Below are 21978 nucleotides of genomic sequence, written 5' to 3' on the forward strand. Positions count from 1 at the left end.
CCGCCCGCGCCAGCGCCTCGCGCAGCAGCGCCGCGGCCTCGCCCAGGCGGCCGGCGATGCCGTGGCCGAGGCCCGACATGGAGAGCCGGTAGACCATCCCGAACAGCGGGCAGGCGCCACCTTCGTGGGGCGCCGAACGGGCCGCCAGCGCCGCTGCGTCGTCGAAGCGCGAGGCCGTGTGGAGCCCGAACAGCATCACGCTGCGGGCAATCTGGGCCACCCACGAATCGGCGCGGCGGGCTTCGGCGAGCGCCGCGCCGGCCAGGGCGATGGCCCGCTCGCTCTCGTCCGAGAGGCCGGCGATGAGGCTCTTGACCGCCGTGCACTCGCCCGGCTCGACCTGCGCCGGCAGGCGGCCACTGGCCACGTCGGCCTCCACGCCGCTCACCGCGTCCTGCGCCTCACCCAGGCGCAGCGCGAAGGCCAGCGCCCAGGCGTGGGCGAGGCGCAGGCGCAGGCTGCCGGCCACCAGCGAGGGCGGCAGCAAGGCCAGCCAGCCGGTCACGGTGCGGATGTCGCCGGCCTCCACCAGCCCCATCGCGCAGGATTCGGCCCAGCCGGCAGCGCGCCGGGCATCGCCGGCGGCCAGGGCATAGCGCACCGCCTCCTGCCACAGGCCCGCGGCGGCAAACCAGTCGGCCGCGGCGCACTGGATGCGCGCGAGGCGGGCCGGATCGTGCCGCTCGAGGCGCAGGCGCAGGTAGTCGGCAAACAGCGCGTGGAAACGGAACCAGCCGTCGTCGAGGCGCTTCACGAAGAGGTTCTGCCCGGCAAGATCGTCGAGGGCCTGCCGGCAATCCGCGCCGGCGCCCACCGCCTCGCACAGGGCCGGGCAGAAGCGGTCCAGCGGGCCGGCGGCGAGCAGGAAATCGACCCGCGCCGGCGCCAGCCCGGCCAGGACGTTTTCGGCCAGATAGGCGGCGACCCCCTCGCCCGCGCGGCGGCGGATGCCGTCGATCAGGCTGGCCGGATCGCCTGCGCCGCGCAGCGACAGGGCCGCCAGGTACATGCCGGCGGCCCAGCCTTCGGTGGTGCGCCACAGGGCGTCGGCCAGGGCCTGGTCGGCCACGCTGCCACCGAGGCCGGCGAAGTAGTGACGCGCCTCGTCGGCGCCAAAGCGCAGGTCGGCCTCGTCGATGGACAGCAATTGGCCGCGGGCGGCCAGGGTGGCGTAAGGCAGGGCGGGCGCGCCACGCCCGGCGAGGATCAGCCGGAAGGCCGGCGGCGCGTAGCGGATGAGGGTCTCGAGGGCGTCGAGGAGCGGCGGCGCGGTGAGCGCGTCGGCGTCGTCGAGAATCAGCGCCACCGGCAGCGGCGAACGTGCCAGGCCGTTGATGAGCGCGGTGAGCACCGCCCGCGGCGAGGCCATCGCGTCGCGGGCGAGCAGCCGCGCGGCCTCGCGCGCAACGCCCTGCTCGCCGCCGAGGGCGACGACGAGATAGGAGAAGAACAGGCCGGGGTCGTCGTCCTCCCGGTCTAGGCTCAGCCAGCCGACCACCCAGCCGACGTCGGCGAGGCGCGCGCGCGCCTGGGCGAGCAGCGTGGTCTTGCCCGCGCCGGGCGAGGCGCAGACGCGCACCAGCGGCGGCCCGGCGGCGTCGCACAGGACATCCACGAGGCGTGGACGCACGACGGCGCCCGCCGACGGTGCCGGCGGGCGCAGCTTGGTCTGGATGAGCAGCGAGGGCGGCGCCTCGCGCCCTTCGCGGGGCATTCCGGCCATCGTCCGGGCACCCGCCCGGGCCAGCGGATATGCAGGCCCGGGCGCGGCGATCAGACCTTCTCGAAGATGCCAGCGGCCCCCATGCCGGTGCCGATGCACATCGAGATCATGCCATAGCGCGCCGAGGTGCGCTGGAAGGCGCTCATCAGCGTGGCGGCACGGATCGCGCCGGTGGCGCCGAGCGGGTGGCCGAGGGCGATGGCGCCGCCCTGCGGGTTCACCTTGGCCGGGTCGAGCTCGAGCTGGCGGGCCACGGCCAGCGCCTGGGCGGCGAAGGCTTCGTTGAGCTCGATCCAGTCGAGATCGGACTGGGCGATGCCAGCGGCCTTGAGGGCGCGCGGAATCGCCTCGACGGGGCCGATGCCCATGATCTCGGGCGGAACACCGGCCACCGAGTAGCTGCAGAAGCGGGCAATGGGCTGGACGCCGTAGCGCTTCACCGCCGCCTCGGACATCAGCAGCACCGCGCCGGCGCCGTCTGACATCTGGGAGCTGTTGCCGGCGGTGACGGAGCCGCGCGCCGCGAACACCGGCTTGAGCTTGGCGAGGCTTTCCATCGACGCGTCGGCACGCGGGCCTTCGTCGGTGTCGCAGACGCGCTCGACCACGCGCACCGTGCCGCCCTCACCCGGCACATGGGTGCGCACGGTGTAGGGGGTGATCTCGTCCTTGAACGCGCCGGCGGCGATGGCTGCCGCCGCGCGCTGGTTGGACTGCACCGCGAAGGCGTCCTGCGCGGCGCGGTCGATGCCCCACTGCTGGGCCACCCTCTCGGCGGTGAGGCCCATGCCGAAGGCGATGCCGAGGTTTTCGTCCTTGGCGAAGATCGCCGGGTTCAACGAAATCTTGTTGCCCATGATCTGCGGCATCACGGTCATGCTCTCGGTGCCGGCGGCGATCATCACGTCGGCTTCGCCCAGGCGGATGCGCGCGGCGGCGTCGGCCACGGCCTGCAGGCCGGACGAGCAGAAGCGGTTGATGGTGATGCCCGGCACGGTGTTGGGCAGGCCGGCGAGCAGCACGCCGATGCGCGCCACGTTCATGCCCTGCTCGGCTTCCGGCATGGCGCAGCCGACCACCACGTCGCCGATCTCGGTGGCGTCGAGCCCCGGCACCTTGGCCACGACGGCCGACAGCACGTGGGCCAGCATGTCGTCGGGACGCACGGTGCGGAACATCCCGTTGCGCTTGGCCACCGGGGTGCGGGTGGCGGCAACGATGTAGGCTTCTTGAATCTGTTTCATCGAATTCTCCTTTGGGGCAGTGAGGAGTAAGGCGTCAGGCGTGAGGAGACCGATGCCAACCCGGTTGCGCTGACGATCACCAGCGCACGGGGGGCAAACAAGGTCTCCGAACGCCTTCCTCCTCTCTCCTCACCGCATCACAATCAATTGCGCAGCGGCTTGCCGGTTTCCAGCATGTGCACGATGCGCTGCTGGGTCTTTTCGGTCTTGAGCAGATCGACGAAGAGCGCACGCTCCACGTCGAGGATCCACTGCTCCGACACCTTCGCGTTGGTGTCCACCTCGCCGCCGCACAGGGCGGTGGCCGCGGCGCGGGCGACGCGGTAATCCCACTCGGAGATGAAGCCGCCCTCCTTCATGTTGATGAGCATCATTTCGCAGGTGGCGATGCCGCTCCTGCCGGCCACCGGAATGGCACGCTGGATCAGCGGCGGCTGGTAGCCGGATTCGGCCAGACCGCGAGCGCGGGCCAGGGCCACGTGGAGCAGCTCGCTGGCGTTGAAGACGATGTCGTCGGATTCCTTCGCGAAGCCCAGCTCCACCGCCTGCACGGCGCTCTTGGAGACGGTGGCCATGGCGATGGTCTGGAACATGTTCTGGATGAACGGGAAGATGTCGCCGCCCGCCGCCCGGGACGCGAGGCCCGCCGCGCGCACCGCGAACTCCTTGCAGCCGCCGCCGGCCGGGATCAGGCCGACGCCGGCCTCGACGAGGCCCACGTAGCTCTCCAGCGCCATCACCCGATGGGTGGCGTGCATCACGAACTCGCAGCCGCCGCCCAGGGCCATGCCCTGCACCGCCGCCACGGTGGGCACCAGCGCGTGCTTGAGGGCCATCGAGGCCTGCTGGAACCGGGCAACCGTCTGCTCGAGGCGGTCGAACTGGCCGGCTTTGCACGCCTCGACCACCTGCGCCAGGTTGGCGCCCACGGCGAACGGCGCCTCGTGCCAGATCACCAGGCCGTCCAGATCGCGCTCGGCGCGGGCCACGGCCTCGAGGACGCCTTCCAGCACTTCGTCGCCGATGGCGTGCATCTTGGACTTGAACGACAGGATGCCGATGCGGGCGTCCTTGGCCGGGAGATTCCACAGGCGCACGCCGTCGTTCTCCCACAGCGTGACGCCGGCGTCCGGCGCGGCCTCGCCGAGCACGCGCTCGGGGAATAGCTGGCGCTGGTAGACCGGCAACGTCGACCGCGGCTTGAGGGCGGCGTCGGTGGCGCTCCACGAGCCTTCCGGCGCGTGCACGCCGGTGCGGCCGTCGAACACCCAGGCGGGCAGCGGCGCGGTGCTCATGGCCTTGCCCGCGTCGATGTCGGCCTTGACGGCTTCGGCGATGGTCTGCCAGCCGGCGGCCTGCCAGGTCTCGAACGGGCCCTGCTGCCAGCCGAAGCCCCAGCGCATCGCGAAATCCACGTCGCGGGCGTTGTCGGCGATGGCGCCGAGCTGACAGGCGCAGTAATGGAACACGTCGCGGAAGATCGCCCACAGGAACTGGGCCTGCGGGTGGCTGCTTGCGCGCAGCTGAGCGAACTTCTCGGCCGGGTTGCGGTTCTTGAGGATGGCGAGCACTTCCGGCGCAACCTCGCCGGCGCTGGGGCGATAGCCGCCGCTGGCCAGATCGAGCACGTTGATGACCTTGCCTTCCTTGCGGAAGATGCCGCCCTTGGTCTTCTGACCGAGGGCGCCCTTGGCAATCAGGCCGGCCAGCCATTCGGGCGACTTGAAGTAGGCGTGCCACGGGTCGTCGGCAAGGGTCGCGTCCATGGTGCCGATGACGTGGGCCATGGTGTCGAGGCCGACCACGTCGGCGGTGCGATAGGTGGCGCTCTTGGGGCGGCCGATCAGCGGACCGGTGAGGGCGTCCACCTCGTCGAAGCCGAGGCCCATCCGCGCGGTGTGGTGCATCACCGCGAGAATCGAGAACACGCCGACGCGGTTGGCGACGAAGTTGGGGGTGTCCTTGGCGCGGACGATGCTCTTGCCCAGGCGGGTGGTGAGCCAGGCTTCGAGCTCGTCGAGCATCGCCGGCTGGGTGCGGGTGGTCGGGATCAGCTCGACCAGCGACATGTAACGCGGCGGGTTGAAGAAATGGATGCCGCAGAAGCGGTCGCGCATCGACTCGGGCAAGCCCTGGTCGAGCGCGTTGATCGACAGGCCCGAGGTGTTCGAAGCGAAGATCGCGTCGGGCCGGATGTACGGGCCGACCTTGGCGTAGAGGTCGAGCTTCCACTCCATCTTCTCGGCGATGGCCTCGATGATGAGGTCGCAACCGCGCAGCTTTTCCAGGTCGGACCCGTAGTTGGCCACGTCGATGAACTGGGCGCGGTCGCGGGTGGCCAGCGGCGCCGGCTCGAGCTTCTTGAGGCCTTCGACGGCCTTGCGGGCAATGCCGTTGGGGTCGCCTTCCTTGGCGGGAAGGTCGAACAGCACGACCGGCACACGGGCGTTGGCGCAATGGGCGGCGATCTGCGCCCCCATCACCCCGGCACCCAGCACGGCCACCTTGCGAATGATCAGTCTGCTCACATGCTCCTCCTTCAGGTTCGGCCGCGGCGCGGGCCGATTTTATGAATCAATGATCGGTCAAACGATTTGAACAACTGTTCAAATCTTAGCGCAATCATGAATTTAGGTGCAACTCTCAGAAAAAATCAGGCGCCGGCAGCGCTCGGCAGGACGCCCGCGGGGGCCAGGAATCCCGCCACGACAAAGGGTTTGAGGCGGGCCATGACGCCTTCCGGCCGGCTCGCGTCGACGAGGGAATAGGTCTCGGTCATCCGCATCACGTCCTTTCCGGCCATCGCGTAGGCGACGATGCCAACGAAGAAATACATGCGCCACACCACGTCGTCCTGACTGAGGTGCGGCAGGGTGCGCATGAAGGCCTGGCGATAGCGGTCGACCGCCTCCCGGTATTCGTCCGGAAAGAAGGCCTCGGTGCCCGGCCCCGGCTCGTAGAAGGCACGCCCGATGAGCTGCTTGAAGACCTCGCCGGAAATGCTGTCCTTGCGCGTCAGCCGCAGTGCCGACGACAGGAAGGCGTCCACCAGCACATCGACGGGGATGGGCTGGCCGGCAGCTTCGGCCTCGAGCTTGTCGAGGTAGCCGACCCGGCTGCCCCGGCTGCCCAGCGCGCGCTGGTAGACCGCCTCCATCAACCCCTGCTTGGAGCCGAAGTGGTAATTGACCAGCGCCACCGGCACGCCCGCCGCGCCGGTGATCATGCGGATCGAGGTGGCGGCGTAGCCGTTCTCCATGAACAGCCGCTCGGCGGCGTCGAGGATTCGGGTCTTGGCGTCGGGAAGGCTGTCGAGGCGCGGCATGCGGAGGGCGTCGGAGAAAAAACCGGCGCGGGGCGAACCCGGCGCCGGATCGGGTTGGGCCGTCAGAAGGCCATCGAGTACTGCGCGCCGAGCAACCACACGCGGGCGTCGTAGACACCGGAGACGAGGCCGCGGTTGACGAGCGGATTGGTCGAGCGCTGATCGTTGTAGATATGGGACTCGCCGGCCTTGATGTAGGCCGCGCCGAGATCGACGGTCGAATCCTTGTTGACCTTGATCTGGGCTCCGGTGGACAGCCAGGTGCGGTTGCTGTCGGGCAGCGAGACGAGGCGCGTCTCGTCGCTGCGCACCGGCGTCTGTTCGTAGGCGATGCCGAACTTCAGCTTGACCGTTTCGTTCAGCTTGTAGTTGGTGCCGAGGGCGAAGCGCCAGGTGTCGCGGAACTGGGTGTCGAGGCGCTGGGCCAGGCTGCCGGTGCCGCTGCTGTAGCGCATGATGTCCACGTTCTGGATGCTGCTCCACCCCGTCCAGGAGATGTCGCCGAGCATTTCCCAGCGGTCGCTGAGTGTCTGGGCGACGCTCAGGATGAAGGTGTCGGGCAGATCGACGCGCGTCGAGGCGGGCGAATTGCCGATGGACGCGGCCGCCGTGCCGCTGGACTTCAGGTCGCCCTGAAGGTCGTGTCGGACCTTCGAGCGATACGAGACGCCGACCTTCGTCGTCGGGCTCAGGGTGAACAGCGCACCGACGTTCCAGCCCCACGCCCAGTCCTCGGCGCCCAGCTTGACGCTGGTGCCGGCCAGGGCCGGCGACGAGACGGAGAACAGCCGGACGTACTCGACCTCCATCTTCTGGTAGCTCGCACCCGCACCCAGCGAAACCTTGTCGTTCACGCGCCAGGCGATGCTCGGGTTGATGTTGTAGGTCTTGATGTCGAACTTGAGGGCGTGGGCGCCGCCGACCCACGGGTTGTGGTATTCGGTGACGAGGCCGAACGGCGCGCCGAGACCGAGGCCGACATAGACATCCTTCGTCACGCCCCACGACAGGTAAGCGTTGGGCAGGAAAGCCCAGCTGCCCGCGTCGCCGCCGTTGCCGGTGCCGCTGAGGGCGCCGGGCACCGAGCCGCGATCATCGAACTTGAAAGTCGGCCGCACGGCGGCGACGCCCGCCGAGATCTCGCGCTCCTTCAACTGCGTCATGCCCGCCGGGTTGAAGAAGATCGTGCTGGCGTTCTCGGCCACCGCCGCCGAGCCCGAGTAGGCGTTGCCGATGCCGCTGGCGTTCTGCTCCAGGAGCTGGAAACCGGCGGCGCCGGCCTGGCCGGCGGCAACTCCGAGAGCCAGGGCGGGCATCAGGCGGGCAATCGTTTTCATCTTCATGGTGTCTCCTCACGTGGGCGCTATCGTTGTGATCGAGCCGGGGCTGCGCGAAATCCCTGGCGATTCTAGAACCGCGAAGCCCTGCGGCTTCGCAGCATAAGGGTACGGATGTGGCATTTACGCGACAGGCTCCGGGGGAATCTGCCGCTTGGTGCCGTCCTTGCCGACCGCGACGTAGGTCAGCACCGCTTCGGTGACCTTCACGACGATCGGGTTTTCGGGGTTGCGTTCGGCGTACACCGCCACGTCGACGGTGATCGAGCTGTTACCGACCTTGATCACGTCGGCGTAGAAACTGAGGATGTCACCCACCGACACCGGCTGCTTGAAGAGGAAGGAATTGACCGCGATGGTGGCCACCCGGCTGCGGGCGCGCTTGACCGCCGGCACCGCGCCGGCAATGTCCACCTGGGCCATGATCCAGCCACCGAACACGTCGCCGGCCGGATTGACGTCGGCGGGCATCGGCATCACGCGCAGGACGGGCATCTTGCCCTCGGGTAGCTGGGTGGGTTGATTACACATCGAAGACTCCTTGAAGCGGATCAGCCGGCGGCCTGGGCCATGGCGCGGGAATGGTTGAGCGGCCCGCCGGTAAAGGGCGGGTAGCCGGTCCCGAATATAACCCCGGCGTCGGCCAGATCGGCATCTTCGACGACGCCTTTCGCCACGCAGGCCTCGGCGGCGGCCAGCAAAGGCGCGGCAATGCGCCGGGCAAGGCCCTCGGGCGGCGTGCCAGCCGCGGACTTCCGGGCCTTGCCGTCCTGCCATTGGTAGAAGCCCTGCCCGCTCTTCTTGCCCAGTTGCCCGGCTTCGACCCGCGCGGCGAGCGCCCGGGGCAGCACCGCATTAGGGCCGGCGAGGGTCTTGCCGGCGGCTACCGCGATGTCGAGGCCGACGGTGTCCATCAGCTCGACCGGCCCCATCGGCATGCCGTAGGCCACCAGGGCGGCGTCGATGGTCTCGGGGGCGACGCCCTCATCCACACAGCGCAGGGCCTCGTACATGTAAGGCCCGAGCACCGCATTGACCAGAAAGCCCGGCTCGTCCTTCACCGGCAGCGGCAGCTTGTCGAGCTTGCGCACGAAGGCGGCGGCGCGGCGATAGGGCTCGTCGGCCGACACCGCGCTCTTCACCACCTCGACGAGCGGCAGCACCGCCACCGGGTTGAAGAAATGGATGCCCACCAGCCGGCTCGGGTCGGCCAGCGCCGTGGCGATGTCGGCGATGCGCAGGCTCGAGGTGTTGGAGGCGAGCACCGCGTCGGGCCGGGCGCGTCGTTCGATGTCGGCGAAGAGCGCGCGCTTGGCGTCCAGATTCTCGAAGATCGCCTCGATGATCACATCGGCCTGGGCCACGCCGGCGCCGGCCGGGTCGGGGATCAGGCGGTCCAGCGCAAAGCGCGCCTCCCGCGGCTTGCCGCGGAACTTGCGCTCGATGCGCTTGCCGGCGCGGGCAATGGCCGGCGCGATGCGGGAGGCGGACTGGTCCTGCAGCGTGACGATCATCCCGCGCAGCGCGCATTCGGTGGCGATGTCGCCGCCCATCACGCCGGCGCCGATCACGTGCACGCGGCGGGGCGTGAAGTCGGCGTCCTTGCCGAAGCCCTTCAGGCGCTCCTGCAGGAAGAACACGCGGATCAGGTTGCGGGCGGTGGGCGAGCGGAAGATCGCCTCCAGCGACGAAGGCGAATCCGCCGGCACCGCCAGCGCGTTGCCACCGTGCTTGGCCCAGATGTCGATGATCGCGTAGGGCGCCGGGTAGTGCTCCGGCCGGGCCTTGGCGGCCACCTGCTGGCGGGCCTTGCCGGCGACGATGCCGGACAGCGGGCCGTTCATCAGCTTCTGCATGAACGGCAGCCGGCGCGGCTCGCGGCCGGAGAGCACCAGCATCCGCGCGGCGTTGTCCATCACCCGGGCGGGCACGGCTTCGTCGGCCAGGCCCAGGCGCTTCGCCTTGCGGGCATCCACGCCTTTTCCGGTGAGCATCAGGTCGAGCGCGGCGGCCGGGCCGATCAGCTGAGGCAGGCGCAACATGCCCCCCCAGGCCGGGTAGATGCCCAGCATCACCTCGGGCAGCGCCATGCGGGTGCCGGGCTCGTCCACCGCGATGCGGTAGCGGCAGGCCAGCGCCAGTTCGAAGCCGCCGCCCATGCAGTGGCCGCGCACCAGCGCCAGCGTGGGGTACGCCACCGCGGCCAGGCGGTTGAAGAGGTTCCAGCCCCGCTCGACCAGCACCCGCGCAGCGGCGGCGGAGTCGATGGCGGTGAATTCCTCGATGTTGGCCCCAGCGATGAAGCCCGCCGCTTTGCCCGAGCGGATCACCAGCGCGGTGGGCGGCTGGCGGTCGAGCGCGTCGAGGAGCAGCCCCAGCTCGATCATCACCGCGGCGCCGAGGGTGTTGGTGGTCGAATCGGCCACGTCGAGAGTCGCCCAGGCGATGCCGTCGGCGTCCCGTTCCAGTTTCCAGTGCGTCAGGTTCATCACAGTGCCTCCACCAGCATTGCGCCACCCAGACCACCGCCGATGCAGATGCTGGCGATCCCCCGCTTGCCGCCGGTGCGGCGCAGCGCGTGGAGCAGATGCAGCACGATGCGCGCCCCGCTCGCCCCCACCGGATGGCCCAGCGCCACCGCGCCGCCATCCAAGTTGAGCTTGGCCGGGTCGATGGCGCCCAGCGCGCCGGGCAGGCCGAGGCGCGTGCGGCAGTATTCATCGCTCTGCCAGGCTTTCAGGCAGGCGATCACCTGGGCCGCGAAGGCTTCGTTGATCTCCCACAGGTCGATGTCGTCGCGCCCCAGGCCATTGCGCATGAGGATCGGCGAGGCGGCATGTACCGGGCCGAGGCCCATGCGCTCCGGCTCCAGCCCCGCCCATTGGGCATCCACGATGCGGCCGATGGGCGTAAGGCCGTGCTGCTGAACGGCGTCTTCGGAGGCGAGGATCAGCCACGCCGCGCCGTCGGTGATCTGCGAGCTGTTGCCCGGCGTGACGCGACCGTATTTCTTGTCGAAGAAGGGCTTGAGCTTGGCGAGGCCGGCCATCGAGGCATCGCGACGCAAGCCATCGTCCTGGGCGTAGACGGTGCCATCCTTGTCCACCAGCGGCACGATCTCCTCAAAATGCCCGGCGTCCTGGGCGGCGGCCACGCGGCGGTGGCTCTCCACCGCAAAGGCATCCATGTCGTCGCGGGTGATGCCGAATTCGAAGGCCAGGTTCTCGGCGGTCTGCCCCATCAACTGGCCGACAATGGGGTCGGTCAGCCCCTTCATGATGCCGATCACCGGCGCCAGGTAGCCGAGCTTGAAGCGCCGGATCATCGCCAGCTTGTCGCCGAGGCTGCGCGCGCCCATCCAGCCGGCGAACCAGCGCACCATCGGGTCGGAATACAGCAGCGGCGCCCGCGAGAGCGCATCCACGCCGCCGGCCAGCACCAGCTGCGCACGGCCACGCTGGATGTTGGCGATGGCGGAGTCGATGGCCTGCATCCCCGACGCGCAGTTGCGCATCACCGTCCAGCCCGGCACGTCGATCCCGCAGCCCATGCGCAGGGCCACCACGCGGCCGATGTTCACCTCGTCGGGCGACGGCGCGGCGCAGCCGAGGATCACCTCGTCCAGCTGGTCCGGCGCAAAGCGCTGGCGAGCCAGCAGCGCGCTGCCGGCGGCGGTGGCGAGGTCGGACGCGGCGAACGGCCCCGGCGCGTTCCTCGCCTTGAGGAAGGGCGTGCGCGCCCCGTCGATGATGTAGATCGGCTGGTTCATGGCGGTCGGCACTCAGGCGGCCTGTTTGTGCGGTTCGGTCACGTCGGCGAGCGCCTCGCGCAGGCCGAAATCGTAGGGAAAGTCGTCGACGCGGATCACCTTGTCGCGCAGCTCGGCGCGGCGCTTGAGGGTGCGATAGTCGTCCTGACTGAGCACGCCGGCGGCGAGGGCCGCGTCGTGGATCGCATCGACGCCACCGCCGATCAGCAGGCCGGGCTGGAACTGCCCGCGCTTGATCGCCTGGCGCAGCCGTGCCTCGATGGGCTCGGCGGCGATGGTGGCGGTGAGCGCGGCCTCGAGGGCGCCCACCGGCTCCTCCAGATCGGTAGGCAGGAAGACGTCGCTGGTGAGGCGATCGCGAGCCGACGAGGGGTTGATCAGCAGGCTCGCCACCTCGTGCCCCAACTTGTCGGACGGCACCACGTAGGGGCGCCCGAGCGGGAAAACCACGATCCGGCGCAGCACGGTGGCGAACAGGCGGTTGGGGAAATTGGCGATCACGCCCTCGAAAGCGCCCTGAATCTTGAACATGCAATCCCAGATCGCCCAGTCGAGCAGCGGCCGGTCGGCGGCCTGACGGCCTTCGTCTTCGTAGCGCTTGAGGGTGGCCGAGGCCAGATACATCAACGAGAGGATGTCGCCCAGACGCGCCGACAGTTTTTCCTTGCGCTTGAGCGCGCCGCCGAGGGTGCCCATCGAGAGATCCGCGATGAACGCGAAGGCGGCCGAGAAGCGCGTGAGCTGCTGGTAGTAGCGGCGCGTCTCGGGCGCGATGTTGTCCGGCACCGACACGAAGTGCGAGCCGGTCAGGCCCATCACCAGCGCCCGGGCGGCGTTATTGACGGTGTAGCCGATGTGGCCCCAGAAGGCGTCGTCGAAAGCTTTGAGATCACCGCCGCGGGCGGCATCCATCTCCTTGAGCACGTAGGGATGGCAGCGGATCGCGCCCTGGCCGAAGAGGATCAAGCTGCGGGTCAGGATGTTCGCCCCCTCGACGGTGATGCCCACCGGCACCTGCTGGTAGGCGCGGCCCAGGAAGTTCTGCGGACCCAGGCAGATGCCCTTGCCGCCGATCACGTCCATGCCGTCGTTCACCGACTGGCGGGCGCGTTCGGTCACGTGATATTTAACGATGGCCGACACGACCGACGGCTTCTCGCCCAGGTCGATGGCGCCGGCGGTCATGACCCGCGCGGCGTCGCACAGGTAGGCGTTGGCGCCGATGCGGGTCAGCGCCTCCTCGACGCCCTCGAACTTGCCCACCGCCGTCTTGAACTGGTAGCGCACGCGGGCATAGGCGCCCACCGCGCGGGCCGTCATCTTGAGCATGCCGGTGTTGGAACCGGGCAGCGAGATCGAGCGCCCGGCCGCCAGGCACTCCATCAGCATCCGCCAGCCCTGCCCCGCCATCGCCGGCCCGCCGATGATGAACTCGAGCGGCATGAACACGTCGGTACCGCGGATCGGGCCGTTCATCCACACCGCGTTGAGCGGAAAGTGGCGACGGCCGATGCTCACGCCCGGATGGTCGTGGGGCACCAGCGCGCAGGTGATGCCCAGGTCTTCCACGTCGCCCAGCAGGTGCTGCGGGTCGTACAGGCGGAAAGCCAGCCCGAACACCGTGCACACCGGCGCCAGGGTGATGTAGCGCTTGTCGAAGCTCACGCGCATCCCCAGCACCTCGCGGCCCTGGTGGATGCCGCGGCACACCACGCCGGAATCCGGAATCGAGGCCGCATCCGAGCCCGCCCACGGGCTGGTCAGCGCAAAGGCCGGAATGTCCTGCCCGCTGGCAAGGCGCGGCAAGTAGTGCTGCTTCTGCTCCGGCGTGCCGTAGTGCAGCAGCAGCTCGGCCGGGCCGAGGGAGTTGGGCACCATCACCGTCACGGCAGGCGCCGACGAGCGGGTGGACAGCTTGGTGACCACCTGCGAGTGGGCGTAGGCCGAGAAGCCCTTGCCGCCGTATTCCTTGGGAATGATCATCCCGAGGAAGCCCTTCTCCTTGATGTATTGCCAGACCTGCGCCGGCATGTCCTGGCGCTGGGTGCATTCCCAATCGTTGGTGAGGCGGCACAGCTCGGCGGTCTCCACGTCGAGAAAGCGTTGCTCCTCGGGCGTCAGTTGCGGCCGGGGAAAAGCCAGCAGCTTGCGCCAGTCGGGCCGACCGGCGAACAGCTCGCCCTCCCACCATACGGTACCCGCTTCCAGTGCATCCTTTTCAGTCTGCGACATCGACGGGAGCGCCTTGCGGAACGGGCCGAAGATCGCCGCGGTCACCAGCGCGCGGCGCAATGGCCGCAGCACGAACAGCCCCCCCAGCACCGCCAGCGTCGCGAGCGCGCCGATCAGCACCGGCTGCGACCACCCCGCCAGCCAGCCCAGCGCCGCCAGCCACACCAGCCCTGCCCCGTACCAGGCAAAAAAAGGCGCTCGCCCGTAGGCGAGCGCGACCACCAGGGGAGGGAGGGAAACCAGAAACCAGTAAGCCATGAAATGTCTCCTCGCGTGCGGGGCCGTCATTCGCGGCCCGCGTCATGTTTTGTCTAGGGATTGGCCCCGAAATCCGCCAGCGGCGCCCGCAGGCCGCCAAGCAGGAAACTCATCAGCCGGGGCGCCAGCCGCGCCGGCTCCTCGTCGTCGAATTTGCCGGTGACGAGTTGCAGTGCGTCGGTGCCGGCAATCGCGTACGACATCGCGCCCATCATGAAATGGAAACGCCACAGGATTTCCTTGCGCTCAACCTCGGGCAGCGCCCGGTACAGCGCCGACAGGAAGCGCTCGACGCACTCGGCGTATTCCTCGGCCAGAAACTTGCGCACGAACTCGTTGGGCTCGGTGTAGGTGCGCCCGAGCAGGCACATGAAGGTATGCCCGCCGCCCTCCACGTCGGCCGCCATTCGCAGCGCGGTGCCGAAAAACGCATCGACGATCCGGCTCGGCTTGAGCGGCGCGCCTGCCGCTTCGGTCTCCATCCGGTCGAGCACGGCCAAGCGCGCCTTGTTCAGATCGGTGAGACGACGCCGAAACACGTCCTGAATCAGCAGCTCCTTCGTGCCGAAGTGGTAGTTCACCGCCGCGAGATTCACGCCGGCGCTGCCGGTGATCATGCGCATCGACGTCCCGTCGAAGCCATGCTCCATGAACAACACCTCGGCCGCATCGAGGATGCGGATGCGGGTATCGGCGGAATGTCTGGACGTATCGTCGCGCATGGTCGGATTCGGTAAAACGGGTTATTCGCAGAATCAAACAACTGTTTTAATCATACGTTTACTTTTTTTGATGTCAACAGATGTCGCGCGCTGACGAGTGCGGCAAGCCGCCCCTCACCGCGTACGCCGGAGGCGCGGGGGCACCGCTCTGGCAATCGGAATATGTGACGAACGGCAGACGAGCGCCGACAGCGGCAGGCGTCGGGAGACGCGCCGCGCAATGTGGAACGACGGACGGCGTCGGAGGGGCTACGCGAGCCCGACGCCGATCAGCGGCACATCGGGCAGATTGCGCAGCACCGCGGCGTAGTCGGGCTGCGAGGTGAGCACCGCGACGACGCTCGGCAGCGGTTCGGCCCAGATTTCGGGCAGATCGCGCTCCTGCGGCTCGCGGATCGGAAAGGCCAGCCGCTCGACCGGCGGCGTGAACTGCGCATCGACGCCGGGCTTGTTGCCACGCGCGTCGATGCGATACCAGCCGTGGTCGTCCAGCCACACCGCGTTGAGCCCGTGCAGGCAGTACGGCGCGCCGGCGTCGCCCACCGACAGACGCTGGTAGCACAACCCGGTCGGCACGGCATTGGCCCGCAGCAGTGCAGCAAGCAGGTGACTTTTGGCATAGCAGTAACCGGTGCGGTGCCGCAGCGCCTCGGAGGCCCGGCAGGTGACCGGATTGAGCCGGTAATCCGAGCTGTGGCGGATCTCGTCGCGCACGAAGGTGAAGCAACGCGCGATCAGCTCGGCCTTTGATGCGGCGCCGACCGCCAGCGCGCGCGCCTGCGCCGCCACGTCGGGGTGGTCGTGATCGATGTAGCGGCTGGCGGCGAGATAAGCGTGCATGAGGCGATTCCGGTGGATGCGGGCGGGAGGCGGAGGTCGAGCTTACGTCGCCGGCGCTCCGCTGTCGAATGTCATCGGCTGGACCCGCCGTCCGCCCCTTGACGCACCGCCGCATCCCTCCGATCCTTGGCACCTTCGCTCGAAGCCCGAGCCCCCGCCGTTGCCTCCCGTTTGCCTTTCGACCTACTCGCCATGTCCGCCCTGCCCGCCGCCTTTGCCGATCTCGAACCCGCCGCCGTCTGGCGCCACTTCGCCACCCTGTGCGAAATCCCCCGCCCCTCGAAGGGCGAAGCGGCCATCCGGGCCCACCTTCACGCCTGGGCGCGGGCCCGGGGCCTGGACGCCCGGGTCGATGCCGCGGGCAACCTGATCGTCCGCAAGCCCGCCAGCCCTGGCCACGAAACCGCCCCCGGCGTGGTGCTGCAGACCCACCTGGACATGGTCTGCCAGAAGAATGCCGGCATCGACCACGACTTCACCCGCGACCCGATCCGCCCGGTACGCCGCGACGGCTGGCTGGTGGCCGACGACACCAGCCTGGGCGCCGACAACGGCATCGGCGTCGCCCTCGCCCTGGCGGTGCTCGAGGACGCGTCGCTCGCCCATGGCCCCGTCGAAGCGCTGTTCACCGTCGACGAAGAGGCGGGCATGGGCGGCGCCCAGGGGCTCGAGCCCGAGGTGCTGGCGGGGCGCTTGATGCTCAACCTCGACACCGAGGACTGGGGCGAGTTCTACCTGGGCTGCGCCGGCGGCCTGGACGTGAATGTCGCCCGCCCGGCCACGCCAGCGCCGCTACCGGCGGGCGTCGAGGTGTGGCAGATCGGCCTCGCGGGCCTGCGCGGCGGGCATTCCGGGGTCAATATTCACGAGGAGCGCGGAAACGCCATCAAACTGCTGGTGCGGGTACTGCGCGATCTCGAAAAGCGTTTCGTGCTGCGCCTGGCGACGCTGGAAGGCGGCACCGCCCGCAACGCCCTGCCCCGCGAGGCCCGCGCCACCGTCGCCCTGCCCGCCGGCAGCGGCGGCGCGCTGACCGCCGCTCTGGCGGACTGGCAGACCCAGCTCGCCCTCGAACTCAAGGGGGTGGACGACGGCGTCCGCATCGACGCTGCGCCGGCCCGCGCCGACGCCCTCCTCGCCGAGACCGAGCAGGCGGTGTGGCTGGCCTCGCTGCACGCCGCGCCCCACGGCGTCCGGCGGCGCAGCCTCAGCGTCCCCGGCGTGGTGGAAACCTCCAACAACCTGGGCATGGTCGCGCTGGGGCCGGACGGGGGAAGCTGCAACTTCATGGTCCGCTCCCTCCTCGATGCCGGCAGCACGGCGCTGGCCGAGGAGATCGTCAGCCTCTTCGCGCTGTCCGGCACCCGGGCCGAGGCCACCGGCCATTACCCGGGCTGGGCGCCCGATCCGGCATCGCCGCTGCTCGCCCGCTGCCGGCGGGTGTTCTCACGGGACTTCGGCGGCGAGGCGGCGGTGCAGGTCGTCCATGCCGGACTGGAGTGCGGAATCATCGGCGCAAAATATCCGGGCATGGACACGGTCTCGTTCGGCCCCACCATCCGCGGCGCCCACGCCCCCGGCGAGCGGGTCGAGATCGACACCGTCGCCAAGGCCTGGCGACTGCTCACGGCAATCCTCGCCGACATCGCGGCCTGATCGCCGTGCGCCGCCTCCTGGCCACCGTGCTCGGCGCCCTGGTGCTCGCCACCGTCGGGCCCGCCCGGGCGGCGCCCCGCGATGACGGGTATCGCACCCACGGCCAGTGCGGGGTGCTGCCCGCCGTGCGGCTGCACGTGGCCAAAGGCTTCTGCGTCGGCCTCGCTGCCCGCCGGCTGGGCCTGCCGCGCGGCGTGTTGCCGCTGCCCGACGGGCGCATCCTGGTGACCGACCTGGGCCGCTGGGATGCCGCCCGCGGCCGCCTGCTCGAACTCACCCCCCGCGCCGGCGGCTACGACGTCCAGCCGCGCCTGACCGGCCTCGACCGCCCCCACGGCCTGCAGACCGGGCCCGACGGCGCGATCTACCTGGCCGAGGCGAGCCGCATCTCGCGCCTGCGCCTCGACCGCACACCGCCGGTGCTGGAGCCGGTCATCGTCAATCTGCCCGCCATCGGGCGTCATCCGCTGAAGCAGTTCGTCGTGGGCGCCGACGGTGCCTTCTACGTGAATATCGGCTCGACCTCCGACCACTGCGAGGACGCACCCGAAGCCCGCGCCGACCTGCGCTGCCCCGAGGCCGAACGCCCGGCCGCCGGCGCCGCGATCTGGCGATACCGGCTGCGGGACGGCCGCTGGGAGGTGCAGGTGTTCGCGCGCGGCGTGCGCAACGCGATGGCCCTCGCCTTCGGCCCCGACGGCAGCCTGTGGCAGGGCGAGAACAGTCGCGACACGCTACCCGGCAACGCCGGCGGCGACACCCGCCCCGCCGACGAACTCAACCGAATCCGCGCCGGCAGCCATTACGGCTGGCCCTACTGCAGCGGCGCCGAGCCCTTCGACCCGGCCTTCGGCAAAGGCGACTGCCGTCGCTTCGCGGCCCCCGAACGCCTGCTGCCGGCCCACGCGGCACCGCTCGGCATGGCCTTCTACGACGCGCCCACGGCCCCCGCCGGCTGGCGGCGCAGCCTGGTCGTCACCTTTCACGGCTATCGCCGGCACGGCCACCGGATCGTCGCCTGGCCCCTCGATGCGGCCGGCACGCCGGCCAAGCGTTTCCGGATTCTGGTGGACGGCTGGCAGGCCGACGCGGACCACCCGCTGGGCGCACCGACCGACATCAAGCCCGACGCCCTCGGGCGCCTGTGGGTCACCGAGGACCGCAACGGCACCCTGCTGATGCTTGCCCCCAACTGACCGCCGGCGCCAGATGGCGAAAAAGCCCTCCGGAGAGGGCTTTTCGCTCGGGTCAGGAAGCCGGGTTCAGAAGCGGCCCAGCTTGCGGTAGAGGGTGTTTCGGCTGATCCCCAGGCGACGCGCCGCAGCGGAAATGTTGCCGTTTTCCGCCTCGAGGGTGCGCTGGATCATGTCGCGCTCGATCTCCTCGAGCCGACCGAAGGCGGCGGCACCGCCGGCCGCCGGCGCGGCATCGACGCCAGCCGCGGTTTCCAGCGCACGCGGTGCTCCCGCCGCGGCCGGCGCGAGGGATTCGATCTCCTCGAACACATCGTCCGGCAGATGCCAGGTTTCGATGATCTCCTCGTCGTCGTCGAGCAACGCGATCGCCACCTTGATGACGTTGCCGAGCTGACGGATGTTGCCCGGCCAGCGGTAGCGCAGGAAGGCATCCATCACCTTGGGCGAAACGCTGACCGGACGGTCGGGGCCGGCCTCGTCGCGCAGCAGCTTGTCGATCAGGCTGCCGATGTCGCTGCGTTCGCGCAGCGACGGCAGGTTGATGCACAGGCCGTTGAGGCGGTAGTACAAGTCCTCGCGGAAACCGCCGCGGGCCACTTCTTCCTTCAGGCGGCGGTGGGTGGCGCAGACCAGGGTGATATCCACCGGGATGCTCTTGTTGGTGCCCAGCGGCGTCACGCAGCGCTCCTGCAGCACGCGCAGCAGGCGGGCCTGCAGCGACAGCGGCATGTCGCCGATCTCGTCGAGGAACAGGGTGCCGCCGTGAGCCTGCTGGATCTTGCCGACGGCACCTTCCTTGCGCGCACCGGTGAAGGCGCCGCCCGAATAGCCGAACAGTTCGGACTCGATCAGCGTCTCGGGGATGGCCGCGCAGTTGAGCGCGACGAACGGCCCCTGGGCCCGCGGGCCGCTATTGTGGAAAGCCTTGGCGAACATCTCCTTGCCCGCGCCGGATTCGCCCTGGACGAGGATCGGGATGTCGCGGCCGAGCACCCGGCTGGCCTTGTCGATGGCCGCCTGCAGGCGCTCGTCGCCGGTGGACAGCGAACGCAGGGTCAGGCCCGGCCGGCTGCTCGCCGGCACGCTCTCGGGTCTGGCGATGCGGGCGACGCGCTCGCCGCGGGCGTCGAGCAGCATCGGCCCGGAGCCGCTGCTGGCGAGCGCAGTGAGGTTGCCGCGCAGGCGGGCATAGAAGCGCTCGCCGCCCCGCCCACCGATGGCGATCAGCGAGGACGGGTCGCGGCGGGCACGGTCGATGAGGGTGCCCAGCGGCACGTCGAACAGCATCGAGTACTGGCGACGCGGCAGATCCTCGCGACGCAGGCCGAGCAGATCGAGGGCGGTCTGATCGGCGCCGAGCAGATCACCGTCCGGCCCGATGGCCAGCAGCGCCTCGCACAGGCTGCCGACGTGGTCGGGACGGGAGTGGAAGCTCAGCAGCCCCTGGTGGGCGAACTCCGCCTCGAAGATGCGTTTTTCGATGATGCGGGAGGACATTTTGACGAGACCGAGTGAGTGGCGTTGATAGGCCCGGTAGTCACTCGAGATGTCCAGCGCACCGATCAACCGCCCCTGCGCATCCTGAATGGGCGCCGCGCTGCAGGTGAGAAAAGCGTTGCTCTCGAAGAAATGTTCCGATCCGAACACATTTACGGCATTGCGCTCGGCAAGTGCAGTCCCGACCGCGTTGGTACCGCGATCAGCCTCGTTCCAGCTCGCCCCCGGGCTCAGCGCCACCTGCTCGGCCCGACTCAGGAAGTCGGGATCGCCGTAGCTCTGCAACAGCATCCCGCGGGCGTCCGCCAGCACGACCATGCTGTGGGAGTTGCGGATCTGCTCGAAGAGGTGCTCCAGCACCGGCTGGGCATGGGACAACAAGGTACGGTTGCGCTCGCGCGCCTCGGCGACGGCGCGCTGATCGGCCTCGCCACCGCTTTTGCGGGCCGGGTCGAGCCCGGCCTGACGACAGCGCTCCCAGGAGCGCAGCACGTTGTTTTCAATCAGCGCCTCGGGAAGCTCTCCCAGGCCGAAGTAGAGCGACCGCGCTTCCTGAAGGCTGACCGCGCGTGCCTCGGTATTGAACGGAACCTGCATCGTGTCTCTCCTCCGCATTGATACGGATTGTGTGCCGGGTTCATGCCCGGTTTTTAGTGGATGCTCCAAAATGTAGCAGTCGGAACATATTTCAGCAATGTGACTGCTCCACCGCGCATCCCTTTCAGCAAATCCCGGGCCAGTTTATCGACCCATAAAAAAAACTGAAATTTCCAGTGTCCACGGACGAAACAGCCTTTGCTCCGACTGTGCCAAAAAGTTGGCACGCCCCTTGCTGATTGACTCCCACCACGGCGATGCGCCCCGCGGCGAATCGCTCGACGAATTCCAATCGAGACAAAGGTGATCCAGGTGACTGCTCGCAACTTCATTTCCCGTCCTCTCCGCGTTCTTACCGCTGCTGCCGTTACGCTGGTTGCCGGTGTCGTCTTCGCCCACGGCGACGTGACCCCGCAGGCGGTCGACACCTCCACGCTCAAGCAGATCGGCAAGGACTGGCTGGCCAAGAACCCCTACCTGGGCGACAAGGAAGCAATCCGCATCGGCGCATCCGCCTTCAACCAGAACTGCGCCCGCTGCCACGGGCTGGGCGCAGTGTCCGGCGGCATCGCCCCCGACCTGCGTTACCTGCCCACCGGTCAGGAAGGCGACGAAATCTTCCTGCAGCGCATCCGCCACGGCGCAACCCGCGACGGCCGCGTGTACATGCCCCCGTTCGAAGGCATCCTGTCCCAGGAAGCGATGTGGACCATCCGCGCCTGGCTGGAGACCGTCCGTGAAGACTGAACGCCGCCGCTTCGTCCTCGGCGCCGCGGCCTGCGCGCTGGCGGCCAGCCTGCCGGCCCGGGCCGACGGCCTCGCCGAAATCCGCCAGCGCGGCAGCCTCAAGGTCGCCGTCTATAACGCCTTCCCCCCCTACGCCAACCAGGGCCGCGGCATCGACGTGGAACTGGCCCAGGCGCTGGGCAAACAGCTCGGACTCGCCACCCAGGTGGTCGGCTACACCGCCGACGACGACATGGACGACGACCTGCGCAACATGGTCTGGAAGGGCCATTACCTCGGCACCGCGCCGTCCGACGTGATGATGCACGTGCCGGTCGATTCCTACCTCCAGGGCAAGAACGACAAGGTCAAGATCTTCGGGCCCTACCACCTCGAAACGGTGGCCGTGGCACGGGTCCAGCGCATCAACCCGATCCGCGGCTCGGCCGCGACCGCGCTCGAAGTGTTCACCCGCGAGAAGATCGGCGTCGAAGGCCGCACCCTGGCCGACGCCTTCCTGCTGGGCGCGCTCAACGGGCGCCTGCGCGAGAACGTGGTGCACTTCCCCACTGTCGGCGCGGCCGTCGAGAAGCTCAAGGCCGGCGAGATCGCCGCCGTGATGGGGCCGCGCGCCGAGATCGAGGATGCCCTCGGCAAGGACGCCCGCTTCGTCGTCGAAGTGGTGCAGATGCCCGAACTGAAGATCAACAACTGGCCCATCGGCATGGCCGTCAAGGCCGACGACACCGCCCTCGCCGACGCCCTCGACGGCGCCCTGCGGGAACTGCAGAAGAACGGCACGGTCGCAGCCATCTTCGCCCGCCACGGTGTCACCCATGTCCAGCCGACCCAGTAA

16 protein-coding genes are annotated in these 21978 nt (G+C 69.3%); 4 read left to right on the top strand and 12 right to left on the bottom strand.

Annotated elements, in window-relative coordinates:
• The 11 genes from ACE3P2_RS17275 to ACE3P2_RS17325 all read right to left on the bottom strand — a co-directional run.
• Window positions 1-1714 (bottom strand): AAA family ATPase (locus ACE3P2_RS17275; RefSeq protein ID WP_374266746.1); only part of this gene is annotated, 1714 nt, incomplete at its 3' end.
• A 59-nt stretch (window positions 1715-1773) separates the two neighbouring features.
• A complete protein-coding gene (locus tag ACE3P2_RS17280; protein ID WP_374266748.1) occupies window positions 1774-2967 on the bottom strand; it encodes an acetyl-CoA C-acyltransferase in 1194 nt (397 codons plus the stop codon).
• 143 nt (window positions 2968-3110) lie between these two features.
• Complete coding sequence (locus ACE3P2_RS17285) at window positions 3111-5495, bottom strand: 3-hydroxyacyl-CoA dehydrogenase/enoyl-CoA hydratase family protein (RefSeq protein WP_374266750.1); 2385 nt, start codon at window positions 5493-5495, stop codon at window positions 3111-3113.
• A 125-nt stretch (window positions 5496-5620) separates the two neighbouring features.
• Window positions 5621-6292, bottom strand: coding sequence for a TetR family transcriptional regulator (locus ACE3P2_RS17290; protein WP_374266752.1), 672 nt, complete (start codon window positions 6290-6292; stop codon window positions 5621-5623).
• 62 nt (window positions 6293-6354) lie between these two features.
• Complete coding sequence (locus ACE3P2_RS17295; RefSeq protein ID WP_374266754.1) at window positions 6355-7635, bottom strand: OmpP1/FadL family transporter; 1281 nt, start codon at window positions 7633-7635, stop codon at window positions 6355-6357.
• A gap of 117 nt (window positions 7636-7752) precedes the next feature.
• Window positions 7753-8160: an acyl-CoA thioesterase gene (locus ACE3P2_RS17300; RefSeq protein ID WP_374266756.1), complete on the bottom strand. Its 408-nt coding sequence runs from the start codon at window positions 8158-8160 to the stop codon at window positions 7753-7755.
• A gap of 20 nt (window positions 8161-8180) precedes the next feature.
• On the bottom strand, window positions 8181-10118 hold the full coding sequence (locus ACE3P2_RS17305) for a 3-hydroxyacyl-CoA dehydrogenase NAD-binding domain-containing protein (protein ID WP_374266758.1): 1938 nt from the start codon (window positions 10116-10118) through the stop codon (window positions 8181-8183).
• Window positions 10118-11398 carry an acetyl-CoA C-acetyltransferase gene (locus ACE3P2_RS17310; RefSeq protein ID WP_374266760.1) on the bottom strand — a complete coding sequence of 427 codons (1281 nt, stop codon included), beginning with the start codon at window positions 11396-11398 and terminating at the stop codon, window positions 10118-10120. Before ACE3P2_RS17310 ends, ACE3P2_RS17305 begins: the two co-directional genes overlap by 1 nt.
• Before the next feature lie 12 nt (window positions 11399-11410).
• A complete protein-coding gene (locus ACE3P2_RS17315) occupies window positions 11411-13888 on the bottom strand; it encodes an acyl-CoA dehydrogenase (protein WP_374266762.1) in 2478 nt (825 codons plus the stop codon).
• Window positions 13889-13941: 53 nt separating this feature from the next.
• A complete protein-coding gene (locus ACE3P2_RS17320) occupies window positions 13942-14610 on the bottom strand; it encodes a TetR/AcrR family transcriptional regulator (RefSeq protein ID WP_374266764.1) in 669 nt (222 codons plus the stop codon).
• Window positions 14611-14859: 249 nt separating this feature from the next.
• The gene (locus tag ACE3P2_RS17325) at window positions 14860-15450 is read right to left on the bottom strand and encodes a transglutaminase family protein (protein ID WP_374266766.1); all 591 of its coding nucleotides are present in this window, start codon (window positions 15448-15450) and stop codon (window positions 14860-14862) included.
• Window positions 15451-15642: 192 nt separating this feature from the next.
• Here ACE3P2_RS17325 and ACE3P2_RS17330 point away from each other — a divergent pair, with 192 nt between their 5' ends.
• Both ACE3P2_RS17330 and ACE3P2_RS17335 read left to right on the top strand, forming a co-directional pair.
• Window positions 15643-17106 (top strand): aminoacyl-histidine dipeptidase, encoded by a 1464-nt coding sequence (locus ACE3P2_RS17330; RefSeq protein ID WP_374266768.1) that lies wholly within the window; start codon window positions 15643-15645, stop codon window positions 17104-17106.
• A 5-nt stretch (window positions 17107-17111) separates the two neighbouring features.
• Entirely contained in the window at window positions 17112-18302 is a 1191-nt protein-coding gene (locus tag ACE3P2_RS17335) for a sorbosone dehydrogenase family protein (protein WP_374266770.1), read from the top strand.
• Window positions 18303-18368: 66 nt separating this feature from the next.
• Here ACE3P2_RS17335 and ACE3P2_RS17340 read toward each other — a convergent pair whose 3' ends face one another.
• A complete protein-coding gene (locus ACE3P2_RS17340) occupies window positions 18369-20396 on the bottom strand; it encodes a sigma-54-dependent Fis family transcriptional regulator (RefSeq protein WP_374266772.1) in 2028 nt (675 codons plus the stop codon).
• Between the two features lie 312 nt (window positions 20397-20708).
• On the opposite strand from ACE3P2_RS17340, the gene pedF reads away from it, so the two are divergent.
• Together pedF and ACE3P2_RS17350 are read left to right on the top strand one after the other, a co-directional pair.
• Window positions 20709-21143, top strand: a complete 435-nt coding sequence (pedF, locus tag ACE3P2_RS17345; RefSeq protein WP_374266774.1) for a cytochrome c-550 PedF — start codon at window positions 20709-20711, stop codon at window positions 21141-21143.
• Window positions 21133-21978 (top strand): substrate-binding periplasmic protein, encoded by an 846-nt coding sequence (locus ACE3P2_RS17350; RefSeq protein WP_374266776.1) that lies wholly within the window; start codon window positions 21133-21135, stop codon window positions 21976-21978. Before pedF ends, ACE3P2_RS17350 begins: the two co-directional genes overlap by 11 nt.

Source organism: Zoogloea sp., assembly GCF_041911615.1.
Taxonomy (GTDB): domain Bacteria; phylum Pseudomonadota; class Gammaproteobacteria; order Burkholderiales; family Rhodocyclaceae; genus Zoogloea.

Coding starts and splice junctions, on each gene's coding strand:
- ACE3P2_RS17320 (WP_374266764.1), bottom strand. CDS start 14,610: ATGCGCGACGATACGTCCAGACATTCCGCCGATACCCGCATCCGCATC.
- ACE3P2_RS17315 (WP_374266762.1), bottom strand. CDS start 13,888: ATGGCTTACTGGTTTCTGGTTTCCCTCCCTCCCCTGGTGGTCGCGCTC.
- ACE3P2_RS17305 (WP_374266758.1), bottom strand. CDS start 10,118: ATGAACCTGACGCACTGGAAACTGGAACGGGACGCCGACGGCATCGCC.
- ACE3P2_RS17295 (WP_374266754.1), bottom strand. CDS start 7,635: ATGAAGATGAAAACGATTGCCCGCCTGATGCCCGCCCTGGCTCTCGGA.
- ACE3P2_RS17325 (WP_374266766.1), bottom strand. CDS start 15,450: ATGCACGCTTATCTCGCCGCCAGCCGCTACATCGATCACGACCACCCC.
- ACE3P2_RS17300 (WP_374266756.1), bottom strand. CDS start 8,160: ATGTGTAATCAACCCACCCAGCTACCCGAGGGCAAGATGCCCGTCCTG.
- ACE3P2_RS17310 (WP_374266760.1), bottom strand. CDS start 11,398: ATGAACCAGCCGATCTACATCATCGACGGGGCGCGCACGCCCTTCCTC.
- ACE3P2_RS17290 (WP_374266752.1), bottom strand. CDS start 6,292: ATGCCGCGCCTCGACAGCCTTCCCGACGCCAAGACCCGAATCCTCGAC.
- ACE3P2_RS17340 (WP_374266772.1), bottom strand. CDS start 20,396: ATGCAGGTTCCGTTCAATACCGAGGCACGCGCGGTCAGCCTTCAGGAA.
- ACE3P2_RS17280 (WP_374266748.1), bottom strand. CDS start 2,967: ATGAAACAGATTCAAGAAGCCTACATCGTTGCCGCCACCCGCACCCCG.
- ACE3P2_RS17330 (WP_374266768.1), top strand. CDS start 15,643: ATGTCCGCCCTGCCCGCCGCCTTTGCCGATCTCGAACCCGCCGCCGTC.